18 protein-coding genes are annotated in these 20,247 nt (G+C 43.8%); 1 reads left to right on the forward strand and 17 read right to left on the reverse strand.

Translation table 11 applies throughout. The features are described from left to right. Window positions 1–25: 25 nt before the first annotated feature. From KP803_RS19125 to guaB, 4 genes are all read right to left on the reverse strand, one after another. Entirely contained in the window at window positions 26–640 is a 615-nt protein-coding gene (locus KP803_RS19125) for an acetate uptake transporter (protein ID WP_248010450.1), read from the reverse strand. A 211-nt stretch (window positions 641–851) separates the two neighbouring features. Continuing rightward, window positions 852–2,549, reverse strand: coding sequence for a chitinase (locus KP803_RS19130; RefSeq protein ID WP_248010451.1), 1,698 nt, complete (start codon window positions 2,547–2,549; stop codon window positions 852–854). Between the two features lie 274 nt (window positions 2,550–2,823). Then, complete coding sequence (gene guaA / locus KP803_RS19135; protein ID WP_248010452.1) at window positions 2,824–4,377, reverse strand: glutamine-hydrolyzing GMP synthase; 1,554 nt, start codon at window positions 4,375–4,377, stop codon at window positions 2,824–2,826. 157 nt (window positions 4,378–4,534) lie between these two features. Further along, window positions 4,535–5,998, reverse strand: a complete 1,464-nt coding sequence (gene guaB / locus KP803_RS19140) for an IMP dehydrogenase (RefSeq protein WP_248010453.1) — start codon at window positions 5,996–5,998, stop codon at window positions 4,535–4,537. A gap of 234 nt (window positions 5,999–6,232) precedes the next feature. Here guaB and xseA point away from each other — a divergent pair, with 234 nt between their 5' ends. Further along, window positions 6,233–7,564: an exodeoxyribonuclease VII large subunit gene (xseA, locus tag KP803_RS19145; protein ID WP_248010454.1), complete on the forward strand. Its 1,332-nt coding sequence runs from the start codon at window positions 6,233–6,235 to the stop codon at window positions 7,562–7,564. Here the strand turns inward: xseA and KP803_RS19150 are convergent. The 13 genes from KP803_RS19150 to fdx form a co-directional block, all read right to left on the reverse strand. Beyond that, window positions 7,561–7,791: a zinc ribbon domain-containing protein gene (locus KP803_RS19150; protein ID WP_248010455.1), complete on the reverse strand. Its 231-nt coding sequence runs from the start codon at window positions 7,789–7,791 to the stop codon at window positions 7,561–7,563. The genes xseA and KP803_RS19150 overlap by 4 nt on opposite strands. Before the next feature lie 345 nt (window positions 7,792–8,136). Further along, a complete protein-coding gene (locus KP803_RS19155) occupies window positions 8,137–9,015 on the reverse strand; it encodes an alanine--tRNA ligase (RefSeq protein ID WP_248010456.1) in 879 nt (292 codons plus the stop codon). Between the two features lie 68 nt (window positions 9,016–9,083). Next, window positions 9,084–10,568: a ribosome biogenesis GTPase Der gene (gene der, locus KP803_RS19160; protein ID WP_248010457.1), complete on the reverse strand. Its 1,485-nt coding sequence runs from the start codon at window positions 10,566–10,568 to the stop codon at window positions 9,084–9,086. Window positions 10,569–10,788: 220 nt separating this feature from the next. Then, window positions 10,789–11,949, reverse strand: a complete 1,161-nt coding sequence (bamB, locus tag KP803_RS19165) for an outer membrane protein assembly factor BamB (RefSeq protein ID WP_248010458.1) — start codon at window positions 11,947–11,949, stop codon at window positions 10,789–10,791. Window positions 11,950–11,961: 12 nt separating this feature from the next. After that, window positions 11,962–12,576 (reverse strand): YfgM family protein, encoded by a 615-nt coding sequence (locus tag KP803_RS19170; RefSeq protein ID WP_248010459.1) that lies wholly within the window; start codon window positions 12,574–12,576, stop codon window positions 11,962–11,964. Between the two features lie 78 nt (window positions 12,577–12,654). Further along, window positions 12,655–13,923, reverse strand: a complete 1,269-nt coding sequence (hisS, locus tag KP803_RS19175; protein WP_248010460.1) for a histidine--tRNA ligase — start codon at window positions 13,921–13,923, stop codon at window positions 12,655–12,657. A 15-nt stretch (window positions 13,924–13,938) separates the two neighbouring features. After that, on the reverse strand, window positions 13,939–15,078 hold the full coding sequence (gene ispG / locus KP803_RS19180; protein ID WP_248010461.1) for a flavodoxin-dependent (E)-4-hydroxy-3-methylbut-2-enyl-diphosphate synthase: 1,140 nt from the start codon (window positions 15,076–15,078) through the stop codon (window positions 13,939–13,941). Window positions 15,079–15,087: 9 nt separating this feature from the next. Continuing rightward, window positions 15,088–16,065 carry a cytoskeleton protein RodZ gene (rodZ, locus tag KP803_RS19185; RefSeq protein ID WP_248010462.1) on the reverse strand — a complete coding sequence of 326 codons (978 nt, stop codon included), beginning with the start codon at window positions 16,063–16,065 and terminating at the stop codon, window positions 15,088–15,090. Window positions 16,066–16,420: 355 nt separating this feature from the next. Next, complete coding sequence (gene rlmN / locus KP803_RS19190; protein WP_248010463.1) at window positions 16,421–17,542, reverse strand: dual-specificity RNA methyltransferase RlmN; 1,122 nt, start codon at window positions 17,540–17,542, stop codon at window positions 16,421–16,423. 195 nt (window positions 17,543–17,737) lie between these two features. Continuing rightward, on the reverse strand, window positions 17,738–18,163 hold the full coding sequence (gene ndk / locus KP803_RS19195) for a nucleoside-diphosphate kinase (RefSeq protein WP_248010464.1): 426 nt from the start codon (window positions 18,161–18,163) through the stop codon (window positions 17,738–17,740). 80 nt (window positions 18,164–18,243) lie between these two features. Beyond that, entirely contained in the window at window positions 18,244–19,539 is a 1,296-nt protein-coding gene (gene pepB / locus KP803_RS19200; protein WP_248010465.1) for an aminopeptidase PepB, read from the reverse strand. A 144-nt stretch (window positions 19,540–19,683) separates the two neighbouring features. Continuing rightward, on the reverse strand, window positions 19,684–19,884 hold the full coding sequence (gene iscX, locus KP803_RS19205) for a Fe-S cluster assembly protein IscX (protein ID WP_248010466.1): 201 nt from the start codon (window positions 19,882–19,884) through the stop codon (window positions 19,684–19,686). A 24-nt stretch (window positions 19,885–19,908) separates the two neighbouring features. Then, window positions 19,909–20,247 (reverse strand): ISC system 2Fe-2S type ferredoxin, encoded by a 339-nt coding sequence (gene fdx, locus KP803_RS19210; RefSeq protein ID WP_248010467.1) that lies wholly within the window; start codon window positions 20,245–20,247, stop codon window positions 19,909–19,911.

A 20,247-nucleotide genomic window follows, 5' to 3' on the forward strand; every position in this document is an offset into this window, starting at 1 on the left:
TATCTGCACTTCGGTATAGAAAAACCTACGCAGCAACCTGCTGTGTCATTGCTGGCGTTAATTCATCTTGAGTAGATTGTTTTTTCTTCTCACCGATAGGTAATACGGTACGACCGTACTCATTATTGATCACTTGTGCCATGGCAAAGTAGATAGCACTTGCACCACAGAAGATCCCTTCAAACCCAGCGATTGTGCCAATAAGTTCACTACCCGTGAAGTCACGAGCCGCCAACAAAGCAAACAGAATCGTGAGTGACCCAAATACCACTTGCTTCGCGCGTGGGTAGCACAATGATCCGATAAACATAAAGCCAGTGAAGACACCCCAAAGTGACAGGTACCATCCCATAAAGTGAGCAGGGCTCGCAGGGAGCCCCATATAAGGCATAACGAGAATACCCACTAAGCTCAACCAGAACAGGCCATATGAAGTAAACGCTGTGGTACCAAAGGTATCACCGCGCTGAAAACACATAATGCCAACGATCACTTGGCTTAGCCCACCATAGAAGATCCCCATTGCTAAGATCATTGAATCAATAGGAAAATAGCCTGCATTGTGTATATTTAGCAGAATGGTCGTCATACCAAATCCCATTAAACCTAACGGGGCTGGATTGGCTAACTTCGTTGACATTTCACTCACCTTTAAAAAATACTGATAAAAATTACACGCGGAGTTTAGTGTAAGAAAATGTAAAAAGGAAAAGCAGTTAATGGAAACTTAGGTTTCAAAATATGGAAGCACAGTTATTGGTAGGATAAGAGAAAAACAAAACCCTGCAGCTCTAAACATAAAGCAGACAGGGCTATTGACTTAGTCATGAAAAGTCACTGATAGGATATGATTATTGGCAGCTAATCTCATCCCAGAACCAGTTACTTTGCGTTGGGCTTTCCCATACACCTGGACCATTTTTGGCGACGAAGCACTTACCTAAATAGCTGACCTTTTCTCCATCACTCACTTGTGATCTTCCGGGTTGCCAAGGTGTAAATAGGCCTAGATCAGGTTCCGTTGCAGGAGGCTCTGTAACCGGAGGTTCTGTTACGGGTGGTTCTTCAGTAATCGGTGGTTCAGGCTCTGTTGGCGGTATAGTGATATCACCCGCAATCACTTCCCATGGCCCTCCTTGTGCTGGATTGTCGCCCTGTGTCCACCACTTCGCTTGATAGGTAACACCTGAAACCGTTGCTTTATCTCCCGCTAGGTACACTTTATTGATATCCCATGCCGCAACACCACCAATAGGAGGATCAGTTGGATCGACAGGCGTCAGCTCAGCTACTACGCGTACTTCAGGCCAGTTAGCATGTGACCCATAAAAGTTGGTGACACATTTCTCATAGTCTCCAGGTACCAATGCGGAATAGGCTGTTTGGAACCCGACAAGTTCACATTCAAATGAGAAACCTTCTGGGCGATCAGCATAATACTTCCAATTTCCGTCCCAGTTGGTGTAAAGCACATCCGTTGCACCATTTAGATTCAGGCTCCCGTATGGGGTTTGTTGCCAGCAAGTATTTTGTTCATCCGATTTAATAGGGATCTGGTAATGATTAGATAACCCTTCCCAGTAACGAATACGGTTAACCGGTTGTCCTTTATCTTTATTTTGCTCACCACACTCAATACCACCATTGATCACATTGATCGTGGTACCAAATCCATACCCTATACCTGCTTCTGTTTCACGAACTGAAGGCGACCATGTTCTGTCAATAACATGCAACATCGCAGGCTTTGGAGCTTGGGGCGTTAGGAAAAACCAAATCGCAGAAGCAAGATTCAACCATGAGTCTGCAACCAAACCAGGGTAGTTAAGCAATACTGATGCATCACCATCAAACATCACTTCTGAAAAGGCACCGTAATTGAAGTGATACGAAAGCTGTTTTGCACCACGGCCAAAATATCCCTGACCCGCTGCACATGGCCAGCGTTGGTTCTGCCAATCGTTTTGTCCACACCCTGTCGTATAGCCCTCTTGCCCCTCTGACCAACCCATTTCACGAACGTGAACCAAAGCTTGCTGCCACTCTTCCAGAGCCAATGGATTATCTGAAATATTATCTTTGGCAATATGGCCCCCCGTCTCTTGAGAGAAGTGAGCAAATGCAGTCACAATAGACTTCTTACAAATTTCATCCGCGTCTCTGCCATCAGTGTAATCACCACAAAATGCAGGGAACTTACCAATCGCCCGTAAGAATCGTGTATAGGTATATTCCGGTGCGGCCATGTGGGTTAGGAAGTCCCACTCCGACTGCGGAAATACACTCTCAACACGTTTTACATTCGCAGGGTTTGAGGCAAGGTTTGGTTCTATTGCTTCAACAACGGCGTTATTCGTTGTTCGTAGTGCTTGAGACCATGTTACGTACATAGGATCACTGGCTTTTTCCGCTTCATTGGCTTCAAGATCAGCACGAGACACGATATAACCGATAGGGTTTTCAGGATCTGGTTGAATGGTTAACGCTGCCAAACTAGTGGCTGAGAGCGTCGCGCCCACCAATAACGCCAACTGGGTTACTTTCTTCATGAGTGAAGTCCTTATTTTCACTGGAAATTACCCAAAGAGTAAAAGGTTAAAACCCTTATCAGCAGTAAAACAGTGTCAAGAAAACGAAACTTGCGAGTGGGTTAATTACAATGTAAACCATCTGTCATTCGGTAGACATAAAGAACACACGGTGTGCTACAAAATACACGTGCTAGGTTAACAAGGCTAAACGATAAAGAAGATCACTCAAGCGAAAAAAAAAGCCCCGCGAGAGTATCGCAGGGCTTTCAAAAGTTAGGAATCTATTTAAAGATTATTCCCACTCGATAGTTGCAGGTGGCTTACCTGAAATATCGTATACAACACGTGAAATACCGTCTACTTCATTGATAATGCGGTTAGAAACCTTACCTAGGAAGTCGTATGGCAGGTGTGCCCAGTGTGCTGTCATAAAGTCGATTGTCTCTACTGCACGCAGTGATACAACCCAATCGTATTTACGGCCATCACCCATTACGCCAACAGAACGTACTGGTAGGAATACCGTAAATGCTTGAGAAACTTTGTGGTAAAGATCAGCAGTGTGTAGCTCTTCAATAAAGATAGCGTCAGCGCGGCGTAGCAAGTCACAGTACTCTTTCTTGATTTCGCCAAGAACACGAACACCCAGGCCAGGCCCAGGGAATGGGTGGCGGTAAAGCATGTTGTATGGAAGACCAAGTTCTAGACCAATCTTACGTACTTCATCTTTAAACAACTCACGTAATGGCTCAACCAGACCCATTTCCATATCATCAGGAAGACCACCAACGTTATGGTGAGACTTGATAACATGCGCCTTGCCTGTTTTAGATGCCGCAGACTCGATAACGTCAGGGTAGATAGTACCTTGCGCTAACCATTTCGCGTTTGATAGTTTCTTTGACTCTTCATCAAAGATATCAACAAATACGTGGCCAATGATCTTACGTTTAGCTTCTGGTTCGTCTTCGCCTTCTAGCGCTTTAAGAAAACGCTCTTCTGCTTCAACTTTAATGATGTTTAAACCGAATTTATCGCCGAACATTTCCATAACTTGATCGGCTTCGTTTAAACGAAGAAGACCGTTATCAACGAATACACACGTTAGCTTGTCGCCAATTGCGCGGTGAGCAAGCATCGCAACAACTGAAGAATCAACACCACCAGATAGACCAAGAATCACTTCATCGTCACCTACTTGCTCTTTAATGCGAGCAACGGCGTCTTCGATGATTGATTCAGATGTCCATAGACGCTCACAACCACATACATTAAGTACGAAGTTTTCTAGCATCTTAAGGCCATTTTTCGTGTGTGTTACTTCCGGGTGAAATTGAACGCCGTAATATTTTTTCTCTTCATTTGCCATCGCAGCGTATGGGCAAGTTTCTGTCTCAGCGATTTTGGTAAAGTCAGCTGGGATTTCAACAACCTTGTCACCGTGGCTCATCCATACATCTTGAGTTGCTTCAAGATCTTGGAATAGTGCAGATTCACCAGTCACTTGTACTGCAGCGTAGCCAAATTCACGTTCGTTTGAACCTGCTACTTTACCGCCAAGCTGCTCTGCCATGGTTTGCATGCCGTAACATACACCAAATACTGGCACACCAGAGTCAAATACATATTGTGGTGCACGTGGAGAGTTTGCTTCCGTAACACTCTCAGGGCCGCCAGAAAGAATTATACCGTCCGGGTTAAATTCACGAATGTCAGCTTCTTCTACGTCCCAGCTCCAAAGCTCACAGTAAACACCGATCTCACGGATACGACGAGCAACTAGCTGCGTATATTGAGAACCGAAATCCAGAATTAGAATACGTTGGTCATGAATATTTTTAGTCATTTGATGCAGTCTTATTAGCTAAATAATGAAACGGAGGCGAGTGTACTCGCCTCTCATTAAGTCTTCAAGTGATAAAGCAATCGTTTTCGTCAAACCGACTTTATTCAACATATTTAGTTAAACATGCTGAGAAATATAGCGGTTCAACCCTATTGCATTAACCTAAACGGTAGTTTGGTGCTTCTTTTGTGATTTGAACATCATGCACGTGAGATTCAGCCATACCTGCACCAGAAATACGAACAAATTCAGCTTTAGTACGCATGTCTTCAACCGTTGCAGATCCCGTTAGACCCATGCTTGATCGAAGGCCACCCATTTGCTGGTGAACAATCTCTTTTAGACGACCTTTATAGGCGATACGACCTTCAATACCTTCAGGAACAAGCTTGTCAGCGGCGTTATCTGATTGGAAGTAACGGTCTGAAGAACCTTGAGACATCGCGCCAAGAGAGCCCATGCCACGGTAAGACTTGTAAGAACGGCCGTTGTAAAGAATCACTTCACCTGGTGCTTCTTCAGTTCCGGCGAACATTGAACCAACCATCACACATGATGCGCCAGCAACGATTGCTTTACAGATATCACCAGAGAAACGGATACCACCATCAGCAATTACTGGAATGCCGTATTCAGCGGCTGCTTCTGCTGCGTCTGAAATAGCGGTGATTTGTGGAACACCAACGCCTGTAACGATACGAGTCGTACAGATAGAACCAGGGCCGATACCGACTTTAACTGCGCTAACGCCCGCTTCGATAAGTGCTTTAGCACCCGCGCCCGTTGCAACGTTACCACCAATAATTTCTAAATCAGGGAATGCTGCGCGTGTTTCACGAATGCGGTTTAGAACGCCTTCTGAGTGGCCGTGTGAAGAGTCAATAAGAAGCACATCTACACCCGCTTCAACGAGTGCAGCTACGCGCTCTTCGTTACCTGCACCAGCACCAACAGCCGCACCTACGCGTAAACGACCTTTGTCATCTTTACATGCATTAGGTTTGCGTTCTGCTTTATGGAAATCTTTTGCTGTGATCATACCGGTAAGCTGGAACTCATCGTTCACAACCAGTACTTTTTCAACGCGTGCTTCGTGCATTTTCTCTTGCACTTCTTCACGTGTTGCCCCTTCTTTAACTGAAGCTAAACGCTCTTTTGGCGTCATTACTACGTCAACTTTCTTAGAAAGATCCGTAACAAAACGAATATCACGGCCGGTAATAATACCCACCAATTCGTTGTTTTCAGTCACAACAGGGAAACCTGCAAATCCGTGCTTGTCAGTCAAAGCAACAACATCTTCAATGGTTGCGTCAGGACGAACCGTCACTGGTGCAGAAACCACACCCGCTTCAAAAATCTTAACTAAGCGAACTTGTTCCGCTTGCTGCTCAATAGACATGTTTTTATGAATGAAGCCAATACCACCTTCTTGCGCTAGGGCAATAGCAAGGCGAGCTTCTGTCACAGTATCCATAGATGCAGAGATCATTGGGATGTTTAGGGAAATATTCTTCGTCAGCTGAGTGCGAAGATCAGCTGTGTTTGGGAGAACGGTGGAGTGTGCTGGCACTAGCAGTACGTCGTCGAATGTCAGCGCTTCTTTGGCAATTCTTAGCATTTGCAATATCTCACAATAATAGGAGTAAAAAGAAACAACCCAATCTCATCGTTTCGCCTAATGAGGACAGCCAATTTAAGGAAATCAAACTGCATTTGGATTAGATATTGCGGACGGATTATACGGCTAACGAAATCGCTTGGCTACACATTTTTGTATATTTAATTTGCATTTACCCCCTTGCTATGTATTATATTGCCGCTATCTTCCATCCTCACGTCTATGAGTTTAGCTGTGTCCTCTCTGACCAATCAGAATATCTTCACTGTTTCTCGTCTTAATTCTGAAGTTCGCTTACTGCTTGAAAACCAAATGGGTATTGTTTGGCTAGTCGGAGAAATCTCCAACTTTTCATCACCTGTTTCTGGTCACTGGTACCTCACGCTAAAAGACTCTCGCGCCCAAGTGAAATGTGCGATGTTCAAAGGCAATAATCGTCGAGTGACATTCAAGCCGAAGAATGGTCAGCAAGTATTAGTTAAAGCGCGCTTGTCTCTGTATGAGCCTCGTGGTGATTATCAGCTGATTATCGATAGCATGCAGCCTGAAGGGGATGGTCAGCTTCAACAACAGTTCGATGAATTAAAGATGAAGCTGGCAGCGGAAGGTCTTTTCGCTCAAACCTGTAAATCACCGCTACCTGAACACCCTAAATGCGTTGGTGTCATTACTTCGCAAACCGGTGCCGCTCTTTTTGACATTCTAGATGTTTTAAAAAGGCGAGATCCGAGTCTACCTGTGATTGTCTACCCGACCGTGGTTCAAGGACAAGAAGCCGCCATTCAGATTGCTCAAGCGATCGGCCGTGCAAACAGCCGTGAAGAGTGTGATGTATTGATCGTTGGTCGAGGGGGCGGTTCGCTTGAAGATCTATGGTGCTTTAACAATGAAATAGTTGCACGAACCATTGCAGCCAGTCAGATCCCGATTATTAGCGCGGTTGGGCATGAAATTGATGTCACGATTGCAGACTTTGTCGCTGATATGCGTGCGCCTACCCCATCCGCAGCTGCTGAGCTTGTTAGCAGAGACAATAGCCATAAAGCACAATCTTTTATGGCGAAGAAAAGAAACCTAGTAAACGCTATGCGTCATTATATATCGTCACAGCAAAGCCATGTTGCCCAGCTACTACATCGTTTAGACAAGCAACATCCAAGTGTTCAACTTCAGCAACAGAGCCAACAGATTGACCAATTAGAAGTTCGTCTGCATCATGCTGCAAAACAATATTTAAATAGTCAACGCACGCAGCTCAATCGACTAGAACATAAACTTCAATTACAGTCTCCTGCCATTCAGCTCAATCAACAAGTGTCACACTTGGCACAGTCAGAGCAACGGCTCATTGATGCGATGCAGAGGAAACTACTAAACACTCGTCATAAATTCAGCTTGATGGCAGAAAAACTTGATACCGTTAGCCCACTCGCAACCCTATCTCGTGGCTATTCAATAACTCAAGACAGCAAGGGATCAGTTATTACTCGTCGTTCACAAATAAAAACAGGCGACCAATTGATCACCCGTTTATCTGATGGCGAAGTGCGTTCAACGGTCGATTAGTCTGCTTGTTTCTCTTTAAATACAAACTTTGCTCGTGATTTAGACTTTAGCTCATTACACGTATTACAAAAGTAACTCGCTGAACCACAAGCTTGAAGCTTTTCTAATTCAGCATCGCAATCAGGGCAGAATGCCTGCTTATCAAACCCCACCTCACATGAAGGACACGAATAGTGTCCAACCCACTCTAATGAAATTTCACATTTTGGGCAGTTATTGTCGCTCATCTGTTTTTCTCGCTTTTCATTTTAATTATCTTGTTCAAAGCCGTTAACTCGATTGCATCGAAAATTGGCATTTTTTGAAAATTAAGCCGCTCTATTTAACTCTTTTTCAAATGTGATGCTTGATCAATCCCACACACTTGCACCTTGATCCGATCAGGAAAAGATCCTTTAATGATCTTGTGCTTTATCCAACTTGATCAGCGATCTCCCACAAAAAGAACATTTATATCACCACACACCGAAAGCATAAGTTACATGTGCTGCATTTCAATTTTAAACAGTTATTTATTTCAATATCAGGTGTGTTAAATATTATTTTCAGGTTTTAATAAAACTATCGTAATTCTATATTGAATGAATTACATCGGTCTGCATTTCAATATTCTGACCATCCGTTTGAACCAGTGTTACCTTAATAGTCGTAAATTCACTCAACGATACGACATGCGTGCCGCCGCAAGGTATGGTTGCGATGCTCCCCTCACCAAGATCACACGACCAATAACGAGAACTTGTTAACGTCTCTCCATCACAAGTCATAGTGACATCCGTATCATGCTCAAGCCAAGCTACCAGCTGCTCATTAACCTTAGACTCAATTTCTGGTAAGTCTTCAAGCATCTGTGCGCTGTTTAAGCCGCGTTTACGTATTGTCTTTCCTAAACGATAGACATCGTTGCACTTATCTTCTGTAACGAAGCTGGTGACTTGAGCGTAGCTATTAAAATCGAAATGACCATGTGGGTCTTTTCTGTCTGCATCTTTACGCCAATATCCTGCAGCTAAGACTTTATTTAACGCAAGATACGCTAAGTGCCCAGCGCTATGGCCTCGGCTTAAACTCTGTTGGTATGCCTTATCAACAACTAAACTCACGCGGTCATTCACTTCGATAGTTTGCGATAGATTATCGATACAATGTACCACTACAAAGGCCCAACCCGCTTCATCACGCTTTACGGGAATATCCTCACCGATAAACAGATTATTCGTCTTAAGCTCAACCGCACCTACTTGGCAGTCATCGACATTGAATGACTCACCAGAAATGACGATCTCTCCCCTATCCGCAGGGTGATCTGGCCAAATGTGGCTGACAGGATGAAACGGGGTGGATTCTGTGACTATGTACGTGACAGAGCCCTGTTTTAAAAGTAATTGAACACAAGATTCTAACTGCCATGTTTGATGGCAAAACTGAGTCATTGTTGGAGTAACTGTCATTGTATTTTTAGCTGCTCTTTAAATTGATGTGATACAAAAAGCCCAAGCATAGTAGCTTGGGCAATGTTTTATTTTTTACGACCTTTTACCATCGTCATCAAGCGTTTTCGTTTACGCTCTTGAGAGATTGTCATCTTATTGCTCTTACCCTCAAATGGGTTTTCGCTGTTTTGGAATTGGATACGAATTGGCGTACCCATAATTTCCAATGACTTACGGTAATAGTTCATCAAGTATCGTTTGTAAGATGCCGGTAACTCTCTTACTTGGTTACCGTGAATAACGATAATTGGCGGATTGTAGCCACCCGCGTGTGCGTACTTCATCTTAACGCGACGGCCACGAACCATAGGCGGTTGGTGATCGTCTGACGCCATTTTCATTATACGCGTTAGTACCGAAGTACCGACACGAGTTGTTGCTGACTTATACGCTTCCTGTACAGATTCGAATAAGTGGCCAACACCTGTACCATGCAGTGCCGAGATAAAGTGAATACGCGCAAAATCAACGAAGCCAAGACGACGATCCAGTTCTTTCTTCACATGCTCTTTTACATCGCTATCAAGTCCGTCCCACTTGTTTACCGCGATAACGATTGAACGCCCAGCATTCAACGCAAAGCCAAGTAAGCTCAGGTCTTGCTCTGAAATGTTTTCACGAGCATCGATAACCAGTAACACAACATTGGCATCTTCAACGGCTTTTAGAGTCTTAACAACAGAGAATTTTTCAACGGTCTCGTTAATACTCTTACGACGTCGAACCCCTGCGGTGTCGATCAGAACATATTCTCGTTCGTCACGCTGCATTGGGATATAGATAGAGTCACGAGTCGTTCCAGGCATGTCGTAAACAACCACACGCTCTTCACCTAAGATACGGTTCGTTAACGTCGATTTACCAACGTTTGGTCTACCGATGATCGCAAGTTTAATTGGCTGATCTTGTAAACGCTTAAACTCTTCTTCTGCTTCTTCTTCGGTGAAATCAACCTGCTCTTCTTCTGCGTCTTCAAACTCAGTAAGATCGGTAATTTCACCATTTTCAGCGATTAACGCTTCAGCAAATGGGTTTAAAGCACGATCAATCAAAGCGGTCACACCACGGCCATGAGCAGCTGCGATCTGGTACATGTCATCGACACCTAATTTCCAGAATTCAGCACAAGCTGCATCGCCATCGATACCATCAATTTTGTTGACCACAAGCATTGACGGTTTTTCGATTTGGCGTAAATGTTTAGCGATTGCTTCATCAGACGGCGTTAGTCCAGCACGGCCATCAACCATGAAAAGTACAACATCGGCTTCATCAATAGCGGCAAGTGATTGTGCGGCCATTTTCGTCTCAACACCTTCTTCAGTACCATCAATACCGCCGGTATCAATAACAATGAATTCATGTTCTTCTGACTTCGCATGACCGTATTTACGATCACGAGTTAAGCCAGGAAAGTCAGCAACCAATGCGTCACGAGTACGTGTCAGTCGGTTAAACAATGTAGACTTTCCTACATTTGGACGCCCGACAAGAGCAACAACAGGTACCATAATAAACCTCTACAATTGTTCTTAATGTAGTTATAGGTAACGGTTTGCCCAACCTCTAACCTTCTCTCTATACGCTACCCAATATTAATTGGTTAGTATAAACAAGTTCTTAGAAACAAAGCGCAATGCGGTTACCTATAACCACATGATTTGATTTTTCTCAATAAAACGGCCCCTAGCTGATAACAGCAAGGAGCCGAATGTGAATTGTATCACGATATTACTTATTGATCGTCAGTTTCTTTACATCGCCATTGCGAGTTACGATGACATAACCATCTGGAGTAACAGTTGGACCGACCGCAAAACCACTATCATCAACAAGCTGTTGAGCAACAAACTCTCCGCTAGTGCGGTTAATCCAATGCAAGTACCCTTCGCTGTCTCCAACCACAACATGATTGTTTACGATAACTGGGGCGGTAAGTTGGCGATATTCCAACTTCTTATTGCTCCACAGTTCAGTACCGCTACGTGCATCAACGGCAACCAAGTAATCTTTATCGGTCACTAAGTAAATACGACTTCCATCGGTTGCTAGGTCCGTTGCTGAAGAGTAAGTTCTCTTCCACATCGATCGGCCTGATTGGAGATCTATGCTCGTTAGTTGTCCATTAAATCCGACAATATATAACGTGCTACCAATAACAACAGGCGACGCATCGACATCAACCAAGCGATCAATTTCGGTTGACCCTTGCGGCATCCCGATTGGCTGTTGCCAAATAAGTTGACCACGTTCCACGATTGCAGCCGCTAAGCGACCATTGGCGGTACCCCAAAAGACACCACCAGAAACAGTTACTGGCGCACTGTCTCCACGTAAGGTTAGATTTGGCACATCGGTACTGATGGTCCATTTCTGTTCACCTGTCGACTGATCAACGGCGATAAGCATGCCGCGGCTTGTGTTCACGATGATCATATTGCTATCAGCAACAGGCGCTGCCAATACTTCACCATCAACAACAACACGCCAAGCGAGCTCACCAGTCTCTTGGTTTAGCGCTATTAACTGACCATTTTCACTGCCGATATAGATCTGATTATACGCGGCAACAATACCGCCAGAGAGACGTGCAGACACCTCTTCTTCTAAATCATTTTGCCAAAGCGTTTTTCCATTCTCAGGATCAAGCGCTTTAACCAACCCATCGCGACTTGCAACAAACACTTTTCCGTAAGCATACTCAGGAGCGAGCTTAGAGAAAAAATGACCGACACCTTTTCCAGCCGATGCACTCCATTGTTGATCAGGTGTGAATTCACTGGTTACCACAGGTACGGGTGCCATAATGATGGTATCTTCTTCGCTTGCACAACCAATGAGTGTGCCGACAGCGACAGCGGACATAAGTAGTCTGCTTAATATTTTTTTCATCAACAACAGCCCTTACTTGGCTAAATCATCAAGCTTCAATTGTAAAGTTTGACTTGCATCCATTGCTTGTTGAGCTTCAGAATAAGCCGCATAAGCAGCGTCTTCATTGCCCTGTCTTAGCTCAATATCACCACGCAGCTCCGCAATACGGCCAGACCAGTTCGCATCGGTAATATTCGTTAATTCAGCCAATGCATCTGCGTAGTTCTCTTGCTCAGCTTGAATACGAGCAATACGGTAACTAATTACCGCTTTTAGCGCTTCATCTTTACTGTTCGCTTTCGCCCACTCTAGTTGCGCTAACGCTTCATCTAATTGACTTGCTTCAACTTGTACTTTCGCCAGCTGAAGAGCAGCCAGTACGGAATACTCTGATTTAGCATTTGCATCAATGAAGCTTTGTACTTGATCTTCACTACCTGGCTGCTGGTTTAACAACGCAGTCATCGCTTGAGTATAAGATTCAGATGCCAACTCTTTCGCTTCTAGGGCTGAATCTTGATAATAGCGCCAACCAAATAGACCACCAAGACCAACGACTGCACCTAAAATGACGGCCTTGCCGTTCTCTTTCCACCACTCTTTAATGGCTTCAACTTGTTGTTCTTCAGAATCGTAGACTTCCACTTGCTGTCCTCTATTATTTGAAAAGTGATGCCTCTCAGCACCACTTAAAAATCAATTTGTTATCAAATTAACGGATAATTAAATGAGTTCTGCTAACTTAGCAACAACGTCCGTTTGTGAGTACGTATCTTGCGTACCTGCCGATAGATCTTTATAAACGACCGTATTATCCATCACTTCATTTTCACCAAGCACTAATGCGACAGCCGCTCCAACTTTATCCGCGCGCTTAAACTGTTTCTTAAAGTTACCGCCGCCAAAGTGCGTCATGATTCGAATACCAGGAACTTGTTCACGAAGCTGCTCAGCGAGTTTCATACCAGCCATCATCGTTCCTTCACCAGCCGTTACCATGTAAACATCTACACTACGACGAACGTCGGTTAGCTCGAGCGTTTCCATCATTAGAACTAAGCGCTCAAGACCCATAGCAAAACCTACTGCAGGCGTTGCTTTGCCACCAAGTTGCTCAACAAGACCGTCGTAACGACCACCGCCACACACTGTGCCTTGAGCACCTAAGCTATCAGTGATCCACTCAAATACGGTACGGTTGTAATAATCTAAACCACGAACTAAACGTTCATTGACGGTGTATTCGATACCTGCGGCATTAAGAAGTTCACACAAACCTGAAAAATGTTGCTTTGACTCATCATCTAAGTATTCAGATAAGCTTGGTGCATCACCCAAAATAGCTTGGACATCTGGATTCTTAGTATCTAATACGCGTAACGGATTAGTGTGTAGACGACGTTTACAATCTTCATCTAAAACATCTTGGTACTGCTCAAGATAAGCGATTAGAGCGGTGCGGTAATTAGCACGCGCTTCTAGAGAACCAATAGAGTTAAGCTCTAAGCGAACGTGCTTATCAATACCGAGTTCACGCCATAGACGTGCCGTCATCATAATAAGTTCAGCATCAACATCAGGGCCATTTAAACCAAAGACTTCAACCCCACACTGATGAAATTGACGGTAACGGCCTTTTTGAGGGCGCTCATGACGGAACATAGGCCCCATGTACCATAAACGCTGCTCTTGATTATACAAAAGACCATTTTCGATCCCGGCACGCACACAACCTGCCGTCCCTTCAGGACGTAACGTTAAGCTATCTCCGTTACGATCTTCAAAGGTATACATCTCTTTTTCAACCACATCCGTTACTTCACCGATAGCGCGGCTAAATAGATGTGTTGACTCAACAATCGGCATGCGAACTTCGTTATAGCCGTAAGCGCTAACAACACTTTTAACGGCGCCTTCCACTTTGTGCCAAAGTGGAGATTGAGTTGGGAGACAGTCGTTCATGCCTCTAATTGCTTGAATATGTTTTGCCACAATACTTACCGTAAATTAGTTGTTGTCGATCTGGTTGCTGTCAATTTGCTGAACAGCGATGCGGTTACTTTCATCCATTTGGGATGCTTTAGCGCGAATCTTCGCTTCTAACTTCGCCACGAGATCATCATTATCGAATCTTTCTTTTTGACGCTTACCGTCTTCGTAAAATGCGCTTTTCTTATTACTGCCCGCTAGCCCTAAATGAGACACTTCTGCTTCACCGGGACCGTTAACGACGCAGCCGATGATGGAGACATCAAGCGGTGTAATAATGTCCTCTAGGCGCTCTTCTAATGCATTAACTGTGTTGATCACATCAAACTCTTGACGTGAACAGCTAGGGCAAGCAATAAAGTTAATGCCTCGAGAACGAATTCTGAGTGATTTTAATATGTCAAAACCAACTTTGATCTCTTCGACAGGGTCGGCCGCTAAAGAGATACGTAGTGTATCACCAATGCCTTCAGCTAACAGCATACCTAAGCCAACCGACGACTTAACCGCGCCTGCGCGCATGCCACCAGCTTCGGTAATACCTAAATGAAGAGGCTGATCAATTTCTTTCGCCAGCAAACGGTACGAACCAACCGCTAAGAACACATCGGATGCTTTAACACTAACCTTGAATTGATCAAAGTTAAGGCGGTCGAGAATATCGACGTGTCTCATCGCTGATTCAACTAACGCTTCTGGTGTTGGCTCGGTGTATTTAACTTGAATGTCTTTCTCAAGCGAGCCACCGTTTACTCCGATTCGAATCGGGATATTTTTATCACGAGCGCAATCGACCACCGAGCGAACACGAGCTTCATTGCCTATGTTACCAGGGTTAATACGTAAACAATCTACACCATACTCAGCCACCTTTAGTGCAATACGATAATCGAAATGAATATCCGCAACCAAAGGTACTGAAACCTGCTGTTTTATCTGTTTGAATGCTTCAGCAGCATCCATAGTAGGAACGGATACACGCACAATATCAGCGCCGACTTTTTCAAGTGCTCGTATTTGTGCGACAGTCGCAGCAACATCAGTTGTACGAGTGTTGGTCATTGACTGCACCGCAATGGGTGCGCCATCACCGATCGGCACATCACCCACGTAAATACGTGTCGATGGGCGACGTTTTATAGGGGATTCGTATTGCATAGTTAGTTTCTAAGGTAAGGTGAATCTTGCTACTTTACCTGAAGTATACCCAGAAAGGTCGATAGGTTCACTCGCAAATGTCATAGAAACACTTTCTGGTGCTCCAAGAATGATATTTAGCGGGGATTCGGCGTCTAAATTGATGCTTTGACCTCCCTTTTTAATACCCGTCGAAAGCACTTTACCAGAGGCATCTTTAACTTGTATCCAGCAATCAGCGCTGAATGTCATCACTAATGGACGTAACGTTGCCGATGGTGGTGTAATTTCAGTGACAGGTGTACTTTCGTTAGTTTCAACAATCGTCATAGGTTCTGTTACCGATTCACCCTCTGTTACCGTCTCAGTGTCAGCAGCGGCATCAAATTGCTCGTCTGCTGTCTTTGGTTCAACTGTTTGAGTTTCCACAACTTCAGGTAAAGTGCCACTAGTCTCTACCTTTGACTCAGTCTCAGCAGCCGCTTCTTCAAGCGTCGTAACCTGTACGCTTTGAGTTACTTCGGCTTGTATTACTTCAGGTGTCGTATCTTCTGTGTCTAGGGTAACGAGAGTATCTTGAAGTTGATTTTGCCACCACCAAATCGATGAGATCGCAATGATAACGGCCAAGATTCCCCACGTTAGCATCATAATGCGGCTATCATGGCGCTCTCTCTTAGTCTGCCTTGAAAAGCTCATCATCTCTTGCTCTTGATGTTGAGCATCACCACTATCAGCCAACGCACTTAAGACAACGTCTTCATCCATATTGACCGCTTTTGCATAGGAGCGAAGATAACCACGGATAAACGTAGCGACTTGTCCCGATTCAAAGTTATTATCTTCAATACTTTCAATAAGAGAAAGACGTAGACGTAATCGGTCAGCAATCTGCTTCTGACTTAACCCTAACTCAATTCGACGCTCTTTAAGAATCGTTCCTGCTTCTTTCTTCTCTGCCACTTGCACTTGTGGCTCTTCAATAACAATATCTTGTTCAGTACTCATTAGTAATGTACTTCTCGTTTAGTTGTTCTTGTTCAGTGGTAACTTTTATTAGTTATAGTTGGTAGTCACTTCAATGTACAAAAACAGATAGTTGTAGAGGGACTAACCTCTCTCAATACAGCAAAATTCAAGGCAAAGACCTTAAAAATCCTTCGAAAACCTGAATCAAAATTAAAACAACAGGCTAATTAGCAATTCTAATAGATATTGCATGATTAACAACATGACCTTGAAGCGAAAATCACAAGCAGGTCAAGGTTTTTCATAAATTTTACATAGAAGATGGCAAAAACAATTTCAAAATGTAAAAACAACAAAGCCAGAGCATGCTCTGGCTTTGTTTTGTGAAGAGAGGTTAAACCGATTTCGTCGGTATTTGCTCACCAACCGCAGCTTTTAACTTTGTTCGTTTGGTTCTGTCGATAACATCACCAACAAGTTGCCCACAAGCGGCATCAATATCATCGCCACGTGTTTTTCTTGTCGTCACAGTAAAGCCATATTCCATTAGTGTTTTCATGAATCGGTCGATACGTGAGTTGCTTGGTTTCTTATACGGAGAACCTGGATATGGATTAAATGGAATCAGGTTAAACTTACACGGGGTGTCTTTCATTAACTCACCGAGTTCACGCGCATGCTCCATACCGTCATTCACATGATCAAGAAGAATATACTCAACCGTTACTCTTCCTCTGTTTGCGTTTGACGATGCAATATAACGACGAACTGAGGCTAGGAAGTCTTGAATATCCCAACGGTCATTAATTGGCATGATTTCACTACGAAGCTTATCGTTGGCAGCATGAAGAGAAATCGCTAATGCGACATCGATATTACCCGTCATTTGATCAAGGCCAGAAACAACACCCGATGTTGATACCGTAACGCGACGTTTTGATAAACCAAAGCCAAGATCATCAAGCATAAGCTCCAATGACGGCATGAGGTTTTTCATGTTAAGCAGGGGCTCACCCATACCCATCATGACGACATTTGTGATTGGGCGACGACCCGTCTCTTTTTCTAGACCAATTTCTCGTGCTGCTCGCCAAACCTGACCGATAATCTCTGACACTTTTAGATTTCGATTAAAGCCTTGTTGCGCCGTAGAACAGAATTTACACTCTAATGCACAACCTACTTGAGAAGAGACACACAAGGTTGCACGATCATCTTCTGGGATATAAACCGTTTCGACATCTTGGTCGCCAACTCGCATAGCCCACTTAATTGTGCCATCAGAAGAGTGTTGCGCTTCTGATACATAAGGAGCTTTTATTTCACAGCGGTGCTTTAGCTTCTCACGGAGCTTTTTATTGATGTTGTTCATCTTATCGAAGTCATCACAACCAAAGTGATAAATCCACTTCATCAACTGATCTGCGCGGAATGCTTTTTCACCCAACTCTTCAGCAAAAAATTTGCGCATACCTTTACGATCAAAATCGAGTAGATTGATTTTTTCTGTGGTCATGTAGCCTCTCAATAACAGAAACAAGTTTTAAGGGCGCGAATTGTACAGCCTTTATGCATTGCCAACAAGAGCCCGTACACCCTGAAATGACTAACTTCATCAAAAAGAAGCGATTATTTTTTGAGCTTAGTTTTTGTGTGAGAATAAAAAAACCTCAACACAGTGGTTGAGGCTTAAATGGTTTACGAATTGAAACTATCTAGGACAGATTTCTGAGTTTGGAAAAAAGTACTCAATCTCTCTAGCAGCAGACTCAGGGCTATCTGAACCATGTACTGAGTTATAACGCATGCTAATCGCGTAATCAGCTCGAATGGTACCGCATGCCGCTTCTTCTGGGTTAGTCTTCCCCATCAATTCGCGGTAACGAGTTATCGCACTTTCACCTTCAAGAACCTGCACCATAATAGGCCCTGAAGTCATAAACTCTTTTAATGCAGGGTAGAACTCTTTACCTTCATGCTCAGCATAAAAACCACCAGCCTGCTCATCGGTTAAATGAACCATTTTTGCAGCGACAACTTGTAAACCTGCTTTTTCAATACGGTGATAAATCTCACCAATCAAATTGCGCTTAACCGCATCTGGTTTAACAATAGAGAACGTTCTTTCTACAGCCATTACATTTCCTTTTTGTTTCGTTTATTTTTTTAAGGCCGCCATATAGGATTGCGGCCATTTATTATCTGTTCTGTTTAGTCTTACTTTGCTTGTTCAGTGATAAAGCGAGCTAGTGTACGAACACCCATTCCTGTCGCGCCTGCCGCCCACTTATCATTTGAAGATTTACGATAAGTACCAGCGCAGTCCATATGAACCCAACCTTTCTTATAGTCATCCACGAAGTAAGATAAGAATGCGGCTGCCGTGCTCGCACCTGGTGTGTAGTCGCCACTACTGATATTGGATAAATCTGCAAAATTTGATGGTAACATTCCACGATGAAAGTCAGCTAATGGAAGTGGCCATAAGCCTTCTTTTTCATGACCTGCCGCACTTAATGCTTGATGTGCTAATTCATCATCAAAGCTCATTAGAGCATGATAATCGTTACCGAGTGCATTCTTTGCGGCCCCCGTTAATGTTGCGCAATCGATAATGATCTCTGGGTTTTGCTCGCTCGCGTACATCAGGCCATCCGCTAGAACTAAACGTCCTTCCGCGTCGGTATTCATGATCTCTACCGTTTTACCATTTTTATAGGTAATAATGTCACCAAGCTTCAGAGCTCGACCTGAAATCATATTTTCTGCACAACATAAAATGAGCTTCACGCGTTTGTTCAAGCCACGCATAATCGCCAATGCCAAACCACCAGTGATGGTACCAGCCCCACCCATATCGGCTTTCATGGCTGTCATAAATTGCCCAGGCTTAATGCTGTAACCACCAGAATCAAAGGTGATGCCTTTACCAACAAGACAAGCGAAAACTGGCGCTTCTTCATCACCGGTTGGGTTGTAATCAAGCTGTAGCATTGCTGATGTTCGCTCTGAACCACGACCTACCGCAAAGATGCCCTGCCAGCCTTCCGCTAATAGGTCACGATCTTTTACTATCTTAACACTGACGCTGCCTTTTGGTGCTACTGACTTAATGAACTCAGCGGCCATCGTTGCAAGTTGTCGAGGAGCAACTTCTTCAGCCGTTTTGTTAATGATATCTCGAGTCCAATCCGTCGTTTTAATACGCGCTTCTAGTTCTGATTGTTCTTCTGACTCAAGTGGTAGCCATTCTAAGCTGTTTACGTTTTTAGGGCCTCTATAACCTTGATGAAAAGCCCAGATACTTTCTAGATCCCAGCCTTCACCTTGTAATGAAATACTTTTAACGCCTTGAGCATCTAATTTACGAGCAGCGCGCTGTATAGCACCTAAATCATGGCCTTCACCAATATGAACCGTCGCACCTTTGTCTGAAAATGACAAAATAGCTTTATCACCCCATTGTGGGTTAGCAGGCTTCTGGCTGATAAAAAGAGACATCTGAGTCGACATGGTTTCTCCTTGTCTGTGAGTGATTACAACACCATTTTTAATAATGAAAGAATGTTAGCATTATGTAGGCGTAAAGTGTCAATTTGATAAAAAAAAGCGGACCTCGTGGTCCGCTTTTGTAGTTTAAAATACTGTTTTTAGCATTTAGTCAGCTTCATCCATCCAGCACAACATAATTGCTTCTAAGATTTTCTCATTCGAATGCTTAGGATCATCATCAAAATCCTCTAACTCTAACACCCATTGGTGTAAGTCAGTAAAGCGAACAGTCTGAGGATCTGTATCAGGATACAAATCATATAGCTCAATCGCGATATCGCGCGAATCAATCCATTTCAAGCTCATCATTAACCCTTAATAATTCAATCTTTAGTGTTCTTCTGACGCTAAGTTTAGTGTGTATTTAGGAATTTCTACCACTAAATCTGCATCAGCTACTTTTGCCTGGCAACCCAATCGAGACTCCATCTCTAATCCCCAAGCTTTATCCAACATATCATCTTCCAGATCATCACTCTCTTCAAGTGAATCAAACCCTTCGCGAATCACAACGTGGCAAGTCGTACATGCGCAAGATTTTTCACAAGCGTGTTCAATACCGATGCCATTTTTCAAGGCAACATCGAGAACTGTTTCACCTTTCTCTGCTTCAAGTACAGCCCCTTCTGGGCAAAGGTCTTCATGGGGTAATACAACAATCTTAGGCAT

The sequence above is a fragment of the Vibrio amylolyticus genome (genome assembly GCF_023145695.1).
Lineage (GTDB): Bacteria > Pseudomonadota > Gammaproteobacteria > Enterobacterales > Vibrionaceae > Vibrio > Vibrio amylolyticus.

Excerpts from the sequence above, each read along its gene's own strand:
- KP803_RS19125 (WP_248010450.1), bottom strand. The coding sequence starts at position 640 with ATGTCAACGAAGTTAGCCAATCCAGCCCCGTTAGGTTTAATGGGATTT.
- KP803_RS19130 (WP_248010451.1), bottom strand. The coding sequence starts at position 2,549 with ATGAAGAAAGTAACCCAGTTGGCGTTATTGGTGGGCGCGACGCTCTCA.
- guaA (WP_248010452.1), bottom strand. The coding sequence starts at position 4,377 with ATGACTAAAAATATTCATGACCAACGTATTCTAATTCTGGATTTCGGT.
- guaB (WP_248010453.1), bottom strand. The coding sequence starts at position 5,998 with ATGCTAAGAATTGCCAAAGAAGCGCTGACATTCGACGACGTACTGCTA.
- KP803_RS19150 (WP_248010455.1), bottom strand. The coding sequence starts at position 7,791 with ATGAGCGACAATAACTGCCCAAAATGTGAAATTTCATTAGAGTGGGTT.
- KP803_RS19155 (WP_248010456.1), bottom strand. The coding sequence starts at position 9,015 with ATGACAGTTACTCCAACAATGACTCAGTTTTGCCATCAAACATGGCAG.
- der (WP_248010457.1), bottom strand. The coding sequence starts at position 10,568 with ATGGTACCTGTTGTTGCTCTTGTCGGGCGTCCAAATGTAGGAAAGTCT.
- bamB (WP_248010458.1), bottom strand. The coding sequence starts at position 11,949 with ATGAAAAAAATATTAAGCAGACTACTTATGTCCGCTGTCGCTGTCGGC.
- ispG (WP_248010461.1), bottom strand. The coding sequence starts at position 15,078 with ATGCAATACGAATCCCCTATAAAACGTCGCCCATCGACACGTATTTAC.
- rodZ (WP_248010462.1), bottom strand. The coding sequence starts at position 16,065 with ATGAGTACTGAACAAGATATTGTTATTGAAGAGCCACAAGTGCAAGTG.
- rlmN (WP_248010463.1), bottom strand. The coding sequence starts at position 17,542 with ATGACCACAGAAAAAATCAATCTACTCGATTTTGATCGTAAAGGTATG.
- ndk (WP_248010464.1), bottom strand. The coding sequence starts at position 18,163 with ATGGCTGTAGAAAGAACGTTCTCTATTGTTAAACCAGATGCGGTTAAG.
- pepB (WP_248010465.1), bottom strand. The coding sequence starts at position 19,539 with ATGTCGACTCAGATGTCTCTTTTTATCAGCCAGAAGCCTGCTAACCCA.
- iscX (WP_248010466.1), bottom strand. The coding sequence starts at position 19,884 with ATGAGCTTGAAATGGATTGATTCGCGCGATATCGCGATTGAGCTATAT.
- fdx (WP_248010467.1), bottom strand. The coding sequence starts at position 20,247 with ATGCCTAAGATTGTTGTATTACCCCATGAAGACCTTTGCCCAGAAGGG.